Genomic DNA, 12,174 nt, shown 5'->3' with positions numbered 1-12,174 from the left:
AAAGAAAATAATAGCCAAGCTGGGATATACATCCATGCTTGACTATTATCTAATAGTTAGTGAAAACTAAAGAACCGCCCTGGTACGGAACCGTATGCCGGGTGGTGTGGGAGGACGGTAAATAAAATAATTATTTACCTCCTACCCGATTTTCCTGGAATATTTGGACAACCTCCCTCATAAGATATAAGGATGGCAAAATTCATGATCTTGCATCAGGTCTGTAAAAGAGCAGCAAATATTTTAGAAAGAAGTGGAGGGCTGACGAATTATGACAATACGAAAGGCTGCGCTGGCTTTTCTGCTGACAGCAATTATGCTAGTCGGAACCGGATATGGTGGTTTTTCTCTGCTGGCAGAGGAAACGACTGGAACGATACATACAGAGGATACAGCAGGATTAATTGACATTAGTTTATACGATTATGATATGAATGAAGTTTACAGTGATCTCTATTTCCTTGGAGATCCGGGATGGAACTGGCCAAGATATAACCGGTGGGTGGGAGCCTGGGGATATTCGAATGACCATGTTGCGGTACAGGGAATCATGGACCGCAATCTTTATACAAAAGATGGATACATAACAACCGCAGAGGATAATTATGAGGGGTTCCCGGTCGTGACAGCAGGCGGAAGAATGGCGTATACAAATGCCAGATATGGTCTTTTATCGGAGCAGACGTGTGTTGCATCCGGTCTGAATCATCTGTTTGTACGGGATGCACAGGGGTATTACAGCTACGACAGTGCAAAAAATTATGCATATTATGATGCCTCGGAAAATAATTCACAGAAAGATTTTACAGTATATGACGTACCAAAAAATGGAAATTTTATGCCGCTTCGTGATATTACGGAATCGGAATCCTGGTATTACGGAATGACGGTAGGATTTAATTTTATCCAGCCTCAGAACGGACAGGTGGAAGGGCAGGATATGACGTTTTCTTTTTCCGGAGATGATGATGTCTGGGTATTTGTAGATGGACGTCTGGTTCTTGATCTTGGCGGAATTCATTCAAAAGTCGGAGGAACGATCAATTTTGCTACAGGAGAAGTCAAAGTCGATGGAGTGGTAAATGAAGCGGACTCGGGAATTGGAAATACGTTAGGTCAGACAACATCGCTGCAGCAGATCTTTGGACTTGAAAAAGCAACATTTGAAGATTGCTCCGAGCATCGTCTGGAATTCATTTACCTGGAGCGCGGAGCTACGGTGTCAAACTGTTCCTTGAAGTTTAATATGCCACCGGTTCCGAAAGATGCCTTAAAGATTACAAAACAGATCACGAATACAGACAAACAGAGTTATGCCAATGCAGAGTTTCCATTTCAGGTATATCTGGAAAAAGAAAACGGTACGGATATCTTTGAAACAATGCCGGAAGGAACGACGTATCAGATCTGGGAAGATGGTGTGGATACCGGTCAGAGGAGCGCAGTTTCAGAAGATGGAAGTTTCTGTTTGAAAGATGGACAGACCGCTGTATTTCCGGATATTATGCGCAATCTGAAGTATTACGTGGAAGAAACAGAAATCCAAAGTGATGAGTATGATCAGGTCAGCCTTTCGAATGGAGAGGTAACATATCTGGATGGACAGGGAAATACAATTGCAACAACAGACGGGACGGTTGCCAAAGAGACTGGAACATATGCAGCAAGAAGTGAGATACGGAAGGTTGGAGGAAATTCCAGCATTGTTTTTAAGAATCAGTGTGCAAGGGACAATATCAGAAATCTTCAGATCACAAAACGGATCACAGACGGATTCCAGACAGATGATGTCTTTGATTTTCTGGTACAACTGGAAGATAAAGAGGGAAAACTTGTACCCTATCAGGGGGATTATTTTGTTGTAAAAGACGGAAATTATTATATGCGTGATGCGGATGGAAATCTTGCTTTGGCAGATTCACAAACGGTTTGTGGAAATACGCAAAGTGGTGAGATTTCTGGAATCCCGGCAGATTATACGATTCAGATCACAGGACTGATTGCAGGAACCGATTTTAAAGTGGATGAGATCAATCTGGATACAGAACAATATAATGGCTGGGCAAAAGAGCTGCAAGATGAAACGGCAGAGCCGGCACAGATCGCGGATGCAGATGGCTGTATTCGACTTGGAAGCGATGCACAGCTGACCATCACTAATGATCCAAAAGGAAATCTGTATGTTCAGAAAACATGGACGGGTGACGATATAGAACATTCACTGGTTTATGTCGGATTATATCATCTGGATGAAAATGGAAATTATATTCCGGTAGAAAACACAGTAAAAGAACTGAATTCTTCGAATAACTGGCAGGCGGTGTATGAACATCTGGACGCACCGGAGCAATACCGGGTGAAAGAATTAAAAGAGGTTCAGGCAGAGGATGCATGTGAGTTTGAAGTGACAGACGGGAACACAACACGATATTGGGAAGGCATGGAATCCGGGGAAAGAATGAAAGAAGCGTATCTGGATTATCAGGTATCCTATGGAGAACCGCAGCAGACAGAAAAAGGAAAACGGGATTATATGCAGGTAATCACCAATACCATGCAGGAAAGAGAAGTGTACGAACTTCCGGAAGCAGGCGGTGTTGGAAATGGAAAGTTTCTGTTTGCGGGAATTGCTTTTCTTATGACAGCATCAGTGGTTTTGATTCATAAAATAAAATTTCAAAATATATAAAAGGAGATCAACTATGAAATTAAAGAAAATAGCAGCAGTGATTATGATGGCAGCAATGATTGGAGGAACAGGAGTGACTGCCTATGCGCAGGATGCAAAGCCGGTCACGATCGATGTACAGAAGGCTGGAGAAACCGCACAATTCCAGTATCTGCAGTTGATTTGTGCAGATAATTCGACAGAGACGGGATGGGCATTTACCTCAGATGACATTGCAAAGAATTACAGGGATGCATTCGGAAGCGAATATTCGGATCAGCAGCTGATCTGGATGCTTATTCAAAAAGCGGATCCAGATGCAAAAGTTCCAGATGGAACAAAAATAATCGATGATGGACAGATTGCGGATGCACTGGAGAATGTTGCAAAGGCAAATTATGAGTTATCGGAGAAAGTCAAAAAGATTTCTGTGGAAGAAGCCGGTCTTTACTATATTGCCGGTACAGAACAGGATTATACGTACAGTCCAATGGCTGCTTATGTAGGATTTACATATGAAACAAAAGGAGATGTAAAAGGTGAGCTTACTACCAATGGTGTTACTGCCAAAAAAGCGACAGAACATATTGTAAAAAGCGCTCAGGATGAGGATAAAGTAACCGAGATTGGAAGAACAGTAACTTATGAGATCACCTCTGTCGTTCCGTATTTTGCTGAAAATACAACGAATCGTGGATACTGGGTAAATGATAAACTAAACGGAGCAGAGTATGTTACCAGTGAAAATAAGATTCAGTTAAAAGTTACTGTTGGAGATGCAAAGGAGCAAACCTATACGGCAGATGTGGTAAAAAATGAGGATGGTACACAAAGCTTTTACGCAGATCTCAGTAAGATTGTAGCGGATAATTCAAATGCCAATAAAGAGATCCGGATCACATATCAGGCTGTGGTAACAGACGTTACAGTCGGAAACACGGCATCAATTGGAAGCGGGGAGAATGACCCTGAATTTGGAAAGGATGAAGAGAAACTGTATACTGGAAATATTACAATTACCAAGTATGCAAGTGATAAAGATAACGACGATCTTTCCGATAACGCCAAGCTCGCAGGTGCCAGATTTAAAGTCTATAAGAAGTCTTCGGATGACAGCAGAGAATATGCGGCATTCCAGAAAGTGAACGGAAGATATCTGTTTGACGGATGGAAAACAGAAGCAGAAGCAACAGAGATTGAGACCGGCGAAGATGGAACAGCGAAAGTAGAGGGACTGGATCTTGGAACATATTATTTTGAGGAGACAAAGGCTCCAAAAGGATACAGTGTCAATAAAAAGGATGTCAGTGCAACACTTACTCTTGGAAACGAAGAAATCGCGACCGGAACAGTTGCTGAAGGTACTTATATGATCGATACAACGCTGTCCGGCCTTCCATCAGCAGGTGGAGTTGGAACTGCCATTTTCACAATTGCAGGCTGCAGCATTATGATCGCAGCAGCCGGATACGGTATTATGGCACATCGCAAAGCTGAAAGATAAAAAATAAATGAAAAGAAACATCCGGATGAAGAAGAAAATAACAACTGCAGGGGTCGGCATCATCTTTTTCATCGGGATGGCGCTTGTGCTGTATCCTATGGCAGCAGATATGTGGAATGATTACAGGCAAAAGAAACTGATCAGCAATTATGAGGCTGCTGTAGAAGAACTGGAAGAAAAAGAATATAAAGAACAATGGGAAAAGGCACAGACGTTTAATAAACAAATGGATACGTGCAGTCCTTACGAAGATGCATTTGGAATTTGCGATGGGGAGATGGAACAGACCGAATACTGGAAGATACTGAATGTGTCCGGGGATGGAATCATGGGATATCTGTCGATTCCAAAGATCAATGTCAGACTTTCGATTTACCATGGAACGAAAGATGAAGTTCTGCAGACTGGAATTGGACATTTAAATGGTACTTCACTTCCGGTTGGAGGTGAGGGAACACATTGTACACTTGTTGCGCACAGAGGGCTGCCTGGAGCAAGACTGTTTACGGATCTGGATCAGATCGAAGAAGGAGACCGGTTTTACATTCATATTCTGGATCAGACATTGGCATATGAAGTTTGTGAAATACTTCCGATGGTGGATAAGACCGATCGGGAGGCAATTACGAAAGCTCTGGCAATCCGGGAAGGAGAAGATCTTGTAACACTGTATACCTGTACGCCTTATGGGGTAAATTCGCATCGCCTGCTGGTGACGGGAAGACGGATTCCGCATGAAGAAAACGGAAAAACGGAAAATGATTCTGAGAAAGAAGCTTCTTTTTTCACCAAGAAATATGCAGGGGTGTATCTTATAGCAGGCGTGCTGGTTTTGACAGGCGTCGCATATGGAATACGAAAAATATTGATAAATAAGAAAATGCAGAAAGAAAAAGAACAAGATGGGAAAGGAGGCAGAAAATGAATCGTATAAAACTAAAAAAAGCAAGTGTTTCATTCATTATGATCATTTTGCTTGCTTTGACACCGGTAAGTTCTTTTCAGGTATGGGCGAATGCAGCAGATCAGGAGCCGGAGTATACAGTGAAGCTGGAAATACCGGAGGACAGCATCTATTTTGAGGATGCCAAAAGACCGGATATTTCTGTAAAAGTGTATCAGGTCGCAGCAATTGCAGAGGATGAGACGTATCTGTTCCGGAATGGAATTGACGAAGAGACAGAACAGATGTTAAATTCTGCAAAGCCTGATCTGGAAAAAGCAGCAGAGATTATTTCCGATAAGCTGAAGTCAAAAACAGCAGATTATACGGTCTGTATAAAATCGGGAACAGGAACTGTAACAGGAATCCATCCAGGACTTTATCTTGTTACTGCGGATCTGGCAAAAAATGAAATTTATGAATACTGTTTTCAGCCGTATCTGATCACGATATCAGAAAACAGCATATGTGATCTGAAGATTGGAAGAACCGGTGTGACATCCAATACGGGAAAAGCACATGCAGCATTTGCAAATTCCGTGTTTTGTGCAACGCGCCCGGTGCAGACACAGGATGATCTTATGGAATTGTTCTGGATCTCACAGGGAGCGCTTATCTGTGGCGTGGTCTGCGTAGGAATCGCATGGAAAAAGCATAAGAAGATATAAAACTTAGAGTTTTCTTTATCGGCGTTTTGTGTCATAATAGATAAGAATAAGACTATGGTCTGACATGAAGATCAAAGGAGCAGTAAAGGTGCAGAACGATAAGACAACGAATAATGAAACAACCAATAAACAAACGAGAATTCATACGGTTATTATGCTGATCGGACTGATTCTGATTATTTTTGCATGTTTTAATCTGGTAAAGATCATAAAAAATTACTATACTTCCAGAAAAATCTATGGTGATCTGAATCAGCAGTTTGTCACGGAGGAACCTGTTTCGGAAACAGTGGATGGAACAGAGGAAGAACGTCCGTGGTATGAGCTTGCATCGGTGGACTTAAATGCATTACAGGAGCAGAATCCGGAAGTGGCAGGATGGATTTATTTTGAAAATGAAGATATCAGTTATCCGGTCATGTATTCAGGGGATAATGAAAAATATTTAAGAACAACATGGAATGGAGTATCTGCGTCAGCGGGGTCTTTATTTATTGAGGAGGCGAATTCGCCGGATTTTGAGGATTGTCATACTTTGATTTACGGTCATAATATGAAAGATCTCAGCATGTTTGGTAAACTGAAATATTATAAAGAGAAGGATGATTATTATGAAGAGCATCAGTTCTTTCAGATTTTTTCCGGGAATGAGATCTATCGGTATCAGATTTTTGCATATGAAGATGTCGACGCAGACAGTTTCGTCTATTCGGTTCCGTATGCAGAAGATGATGCTTTTCAGAATTTCATTGATGAGATCTATAAGATATCCTATAAAGAGACTGGCGTAACGGCCACCAACATGAACAAAATTATTACCCTTTCCACCTGTTCGAATGATGACAAACGTTTTGTTGTCCATGCGGTTCGGGTAAATCAGTATAATACCAGTGAAGGAGCAGCAGAATAAACCAATGAAAAAAGAAGAAGAATTATTACGTGATCTGAAAGAAATGATAAAAGAGACCAGAAATGGTGCTATGAAGTGGAAGATCCTGTGTCAGTCTACGGAGTATAATGATGCAGACCAAAAGCCTGTCGTGGAAGAGAATGGTGTGAAATGGCAGGTGGATGAATGCTACGTATTATATCAGACAACATATAAAGGAAAAGAATTTCTGATGATCAGTTATGAAATGATCCACAGCACGGCCCAGAAGGAGCGGACGACCAATCTGATCTTTCTTCCGCCAGCCGGAATCCGGTTCTTTGATGTGTCCGTATTGCTACCATATGCGGTGGAATGTGATCAGATGCTTGCATATGAAGTCCATACGTTGTGGCAGACACTTCTTGAAGAACATAAGAAGCATCCGGAACTGATAGAACTGGATGCAGAACCGAGAGAACTTACAATCGAAGACGACAAATAAAAAATGGTATCAAAAGCATGAGGCATCGCTTCATGCTTTTTGTGTGTAAAAATGAATAAAAAAGGCATGCTGAAATTGTATATTATTTTTGGTGCTTATGCACTATAGGAAGACCTCTTTTGCTGTATAAAAGTAAAAATATACAAAAATGTGCATATAAATTCTCTAAATCCCACAATTGCCGAAAAAATACGAAAATAATATAATGGAATTACGAAAAAACACGAAAATTTCGTAGAGGGTAAAGGAGAAGGAAAAAGGATGAAAAAGAAACACTTTGGCAGACGATTCAGCAGTCTGCTCCTTGCAATTGTGATGATCCTGACGTTGATACCGGGAATTCCAATCCGGTCATATGCAGAAGGAAACAGTGAAAAAGTATCGATTACAATGCATTTTCAGTCAGAGGATGCATGGGAACAGGTCTGTACGAAAATTGCAGAGGGAGAATCCTGGAGTGCAATCCCAGGATATGTATATGCAAACAGCTTGCCGGGAGCTGCGGTTGAGGAAGACAGCCAGAATGCGGGCTGGTATAGTTTTACGATTATAATGAACATCGGTGAACAGTTCAACTGTATTTTTAATAATGGAAATAATGGCAAACAAACAGAGAATATCTGTTTTAAACCGGATCAGTCAAAGGTGGAAAAATGGGTGATCCAGAAGAGCGAGACGCAGATCAGCAACAGTGCACCGGAAAACTGGAAAGCATCGACAAGCAATGCTCCGGTTGATCCGAATGCAAACAGCAAATTTAAAAGTCCGGTTGTAAACAGTGATCGTACCGTAACATTTCAGCTGGATGCAACCGGGGCATACAAGGATGCATCCGATGTCAGACTGATGGGAACTGTTGGTGGAACAGACTGGACAACAGGTCTGCCGATGGAAAAGGATGGAGATGTATTTCGTGTTACGACGGGCGTACAAAATCCTGGTATTTATGAATATAAATTCAAGTGCGATGCAGACTGGATCACAGATCCACTGAACGGAGAAATTATTAATAATAATAACAGCAAACTGGTTGTGCCTGGACTTGCCGGCCAATCAGAAACGGTTAAAGCCGGGGAGAAGACAGCACTTCCACAGACATTGAAGTTATATGCAGCAGACGGTTCTGTGTCAGACGAGTCAGTTACCTATCAGTTGAAGGACTCTTCACTGGAGGAAAAAGTGACTTTGGAGGATGGAAACATTCTGGTGCCGGCTGGTTCGGGACTGACTCAGGTCGAACTGACAGCGACAGCAGGAAGCGAGACTGCAATCGTAACGGTTCAGGTCGTTGAGAAAATGTACACCTACAATATTTATTTTTATGACAGCAATGAAGCTCATATGAGCACCGATGCTGCAGATATCTGGATGTGGGAAAACAAGGGTGGAAATCTTCCAGTCGGTAAATTTACAGAACTTGTGACCATGGAAGACGGAAACCAGTGGCTGAAAGCAACTGTGACAACTTCCGCAACAGACATCGGGTTTATTCCAAGATCCGCTGGCGAATGGAAATGGCAGACAGCGAATTTTAATTATAACAATAAAGACAAACAGGATGAAGTTTCTCTTTATGTTGTGAATGGAGATGAAACGGTATATACAGAACTTCCAGAGATCAAAGAAGCAAGAAAACGTTATGTGGTCGTAGAATATGACCGTCCGGCAGATGATTATGACGGATGGAATATTTATTCCTGGAACAGTGGATTTGGAAGCGAAACAGAGATCTATTCAAAAGAAATAAACGGAAAGCACACCATGATCATTCCGGTCAAAGATTCCAAGGCAGATTTTACACTGGGATTCTGCATGAGAAGAACGGAAGAGGATAATGCATGGGCGGAAAAAGATGGTGGAAACCATGAGGTTGTTGTTCCGGCAGATCAGAATGTCATCAAAGTAAAATTTGAACAGGGCAAAGGCATTACAGAGACACTCCCAATGAATAAAGGTTATGAGATGAAAGGAAGCGACAGTGAAATCTCTTTCTTTTATCGGGATGATATGCTTTTGACAGAAAACAAGGAAAGCAGCCTGAATGGTAAAGTAAAGGTCGTTGTAAATGGTACAGCGCATGAGATGACTTACGATGAGAAGAATGAACGTTATACCTATCAGATGACAGGATGCGAAACAGGAGAATATACATACTACTATATTGTTGATGGAGAAAGAAAGACCGACTTATATAATGCAAATAAGAAGACGGTTGATGGAGAGGAAGTATCCTATTTTACATTTAAAAAGTTTTCCGATCTTTCCATTCATGCAGCTTTGAATGAGAAAAAGATGAATTACAATGACAATAATGTATTGTCGGTATCTTTTGCCGGAAATGATGCAAAATCATTTACAGCAGAGGAGATAGACAGCATTACAGCAGATCTTTCAGCACTTGGACTTGGTACGATGCAGATTCATCCGGAACTGATGAAACTTACGATATCAGCTACTTCAGATACATCAGTCGGAGACAAAAATATTCCTGTGACTATGACAGATATTTATGGAAATGTTTATCAGACAACAGTCTCCGTTACGGTAACTGCACGCGATAAGGATAGTTTTGACTGGGATGAAGCGGTCATTTACATGACCTGTACAGATCGTTTCTTTGACGGGAACACAGAGAATGACAAAGCTTATCATACAACCGATGTGTATGATCCGGATGGAAGTCTGAGCTATCATGGAGGTGATTTTGCCGGACTTGAGCAGAAACTGGATTATCTGGATTCTCTTGGTGTTAATACAATCTGGATTACTCCAATCGTTGATAATTCAGACACAACAACGAAGAAAGACAATGAAACGATTCCTTCTACCGGATATCATGGATACTGGGCAAGTGATTTTACATCCTTGAATCCGCATCTTGGAACCGAAGAAGAATTTAGCGAATTAATTGATGCCGTACATGCACATGGCATGAAGCTGATGGTAGATGTGGTATTGAATCATGCAGGATATGACACAGAGGATACTTTTAACAATGTTCTGATCGATCAGGATGGAAATGCAGTACCGATGATCCGTGATTCTTCAAATTCCATTACCGGAGATGATGTGTATGCATCACTGGCCGGTCTTCCGGACTTCGTGACCGAAAACAGTGAGGTCAGAGATCAGCTGGTTGAATGGCAGACGGACTGGGTAAAGAAATACGATATTGATTATTATCGTGTGGATACAGTAAAACATGTAGATTCCGTTACCTGGGCAGCATTTAAGAATGCGCTGACAGAGGCTGACGCGGATTTCAAAATGATCGGTGAATATTCCGGAGCCGGATATGCAAGCACAGCAGGCGAATTAGGAACCGGAAGCATGGATTCATTACTTGACTTTGACTTTAATGATGAAGCACAGAAATTTGTTACAGGAAATTTATCAGAAGTAGAAAGTTTCCTTGAAAAGAGAAACAGTTCCATAAATAATACCGCTACACTTGGTGCATTTTTAAGCAGTCATGATGAAGACAGTCTTGTGGATAAGCTGATCAATGATAATGGAATGACTGAAGAAGAAGCGTTAAAGGTATTTAAAGTTGCTGCTTCCCTGCAGCTGACATCCAAAGGTCAGGCAGTGATCTATTATGGAGAAGAAATCGGTCAGCATGGACTGGATAATTATCCATATCAGACAAACCGTTATGATTTTGATTGGACGGAAGAAGCCAAACAGGAAAAAGACGACAACAGCATGTTAAATCATTATAAGAAGCTTCTTTCGATTCGTGAAGCAAACAGCTTGTTACTGGCAAGAGGAACAAGAACCGATATTCAGACATCAGATGAGGAAGGATACAGTATTTTTGAACGCAGCTATCAGGGAGATACGCTGACGATCGGCTTAAATATCTCTGAGGGCGCAAAAGAAGTTACTTTCCATACCGATTATGCGGCTGGCACGATTTTAAAGGATCTTTATGGCGGCAGCAGTTATACCGTCGGTAAAGATCAGAACGTTACGGTGACAATACCTTCAGCAGAAAATGGAGGAACTGTAATTCTTTCAAAAGTAACAAGTGAATCAACGGATCCGACACCGGCTGTACCAGCTGGAGGAAAGGATACCAAATCAGAAGGAACAAAAGAAGAAACAAAAGAAGAAATTCCAACTGTTGCATCTGAAACAAAAACAGAAACAGAAACTGTGGAGACACCTGATACTGTCAGCGGAACAGTTTCAGCAACCGATTGGGATGCAGTAGTTTCAGCAATCAAAGGTGCTGCAGATGGCGAGACAATCACAGTTGTCATGGATGAAAAAGGAATCCTTTCAAGTCGTGCGATTGAGGCGTTAAAAGGAACCAGTAAAAAATTAATTCTTGATATGGGAAATGGAATAAAATGGATCATTGATGGAAAAAATATTGAAAAAGTTCCAACAAGTGATATTCATATGAAAGTAAAACTTGGATCTGATGCCATTTCAGATGCAGTGATCAAAGCATCTGATCTTGGAGAAAATGTAGAAAAGATCCTTACATTCAGCCTGGAACATGATGGCGAATTTGGATTTATGCCAACGTTGTCTCTTGAAATCGGAAAAGAATATGCCGGAAAATATGCAAATTTGTTTTATTATAATCCGAAGACCAAGAAACTTGAAGGCAAAACTTCGGTAAAAATTGCAGAAGATGGAACTGTAGAGTTCACATTCCGTCATGCATCTGATTATCTGATCTCTGTAACCGAGAATGCGGTTATGAGTGAGAACAAGATGGTACCAGATACCGGAGACACACAAAATGGTGAGGCATATTTACTTCTGATTGCGTTAGGTGCTGTGGCAATTGTGGCGGCCGGATATCAGAAGAAAAAGGCCGGTATGAGATAATGCTTAATTACATCTTTTTGATTCCTACCTAATAAATAGCGGAGGCGTCGGGAAATATCCCGGCGCTTCTGCTATTTTACTATATAGGAAAATTCCTTGCGTGCTGGATCTTTCTTTTGGACAAATTATACAAAAAAGGGAAACGCAATTTGTAAATTTAGTTTCTTGAAATG

Annotated in this window: 7 protein-coding genes; all 7 read left to right on the top strand. The window is 41.3% G+C overall.

The features are described from left to right. Nucleotides 1-271 precede the first annotated feature (271 nt). The 7 genes from FYJ75_RS06195 (at nucleotide 272) to FYJ75_RS06165 (ending at nucleotide 12,001) form a co-directional block, all read left to right on the top strand. Nucleotides 272-2,689 carry a DUF7601 domain-containing protein gene (locus tag FYJ75_RS06195; RefSeq protein ID WP_154429595.1) on the top strand — a complete coding sequence of 806 codons (2,418 nt, stop codon included), beginning with the start codon at nucleotides 272-274 and terminating at the stop codon, nucleotides 2,687-2,689. Between the two features lie 13 nt (nucleotides 2,690-2,702). Continuing rightward, complete coding sequence (locus tag FYJ75_RS06190) at nucleotides 2,703-4,172, top strand: SpaA isopeptide-forming pilin-related protein (protein WP_154429594.1); 1,470 nt, start codon at nucleotides 2,703-2,705, stop codon at nucleotides 4,170-4,172. Nucleotides 4,173-4,197: 25 nt separating this feature from the next. Then, complete coding sequence (locus FYJ75_RS06185; RefSeq protein WP_195838953.1) at nucleotides 4,198-5,097, top strand: class C sortase; 900 nt, start codon at nucleotides 4,198-4,200, stop codon at nucleotides 5,095-5,097. Beyond that, nucleotides 5,094-5,783: a hypothetical protein gene (locus FYJ75_RS06180; RefSeq protein WP_154429592.1), complete on the top strand. Its 690-nt coding sequence runs from the start codon at nucleotides 5,094-5,096 to the stop codon at nucleotides 5,781-5,783. Before FYJ75_RS06185 ends, FYJ75_RS06180 begins: the two co-directional genes overlap by 4 nt. 64 nt (nucleotides 5,784-5,847) lie before the next feature. Continuing rightward, the gene (srtB, locus tag FYJ75_RS06175; protein ID WP_154429591.1) at nucleotides 5,848-6,693 is read left to right on the top strand and encodes a class B sortase; all 846 of its coding nucleotides are present in this window, start codon (nucleotides 5,848-5,850) and stop codon (nucleotides 6,691-6,693) included. Nucleotides 6,694-6,697: 4 nt separating this feature from the next. Continuing rightward, nucleotides 6,698-7,156, top strand: a complete 459-nt coding sequence (locus tag FYJ75_RS06170; RefSeq protein ID WP_154429590.1) for a hypothetical protein — start codon at nucleotides 6,698-6,700, stop codon at nucleotides 7,154-7,156. 261 nt (nucleotides 7,157-7,417) lie between these two features. Further along, the gene (locus FYJ75_RS06165; RefSeq protein ID WP_235907021.1) at nucleotides 7,418-12,001 is read left to right on the top strand and encodes an alpha-amylase family glycosyl hydrolase; all 4,584 of its coding nucleotides are present in this window, start codon (nucleotides 7,418-7,420) and stop codon (nucleotides 11,999-12,001) included. The last annotated feature ends 173 nt before the right edge of the window (nucleotides 12,002-12,174 follow it).

Origin of the sequence: Roseburia porci (assembly GCF_009695765.1) — a bacterium.
GTDB classification, from domain to species: Bacteria; Bacillota; Clostridia; order Lachnospirales; family Lachnospiraceae; genus Roseburia; species Roseburia porci.
Note: the sequence above shows the minus strand (reverse complement) of the source record. Positions and strands in the feature narration are given on the sequence as shown.

Bases quoted from the DNA above. Each gene is read 5' to 3' on its own strand.
- FYJ75_RS06165 (WP_235907021.1), top strand. From the start codon at position 7,418: ATGAAAAAGAAACACTTTGGCAGACGATTCAGCAGTCTGCTCCTTGCA.
- srtB (WP_154429591.1), top strand. From the start codon at position 5,848: ATGAAGATCAAAGGAGCAGTAAAGGTGCAGAACGATAAGACAACGAAT.
- FYJ75_RS06195 (WP_154429595.1), top strand. From the start codon at position 272: ATGACAATACGAAAGGCTGCGCTGGCTTTTCTGCTGACAGCAATTATG.
- FYJ75_RS06180 (WP_154429592.1), top strand. From the start codon at position 5,094: ATGAATCGTATAAAACTAAAAAAAGCAAGTGTTTCATTCATTATGATC.
- FYJ75_RS06185 (WP_195838953.1), top strand. From the start codon at position 4,198: ATGAAGAAGAAAATAACAACTGCAGGGGTCGGCATCATCTTTTTCATC.
- FYJ75_RS06170 (WP_154429590.1), top strand. From the start codon at position 6,698: ATGAAAAAAGAAGAAGAATTATTACGTGATCTGAAAGAAATGATAAAA.
- FYJ75_RS06190 (WP_154429594.1), top strand. From the start codon at position 2,703: ATGAAATTAAAGAAAATAGCAGCAGTGATTATGATGGCAGCAATGATT.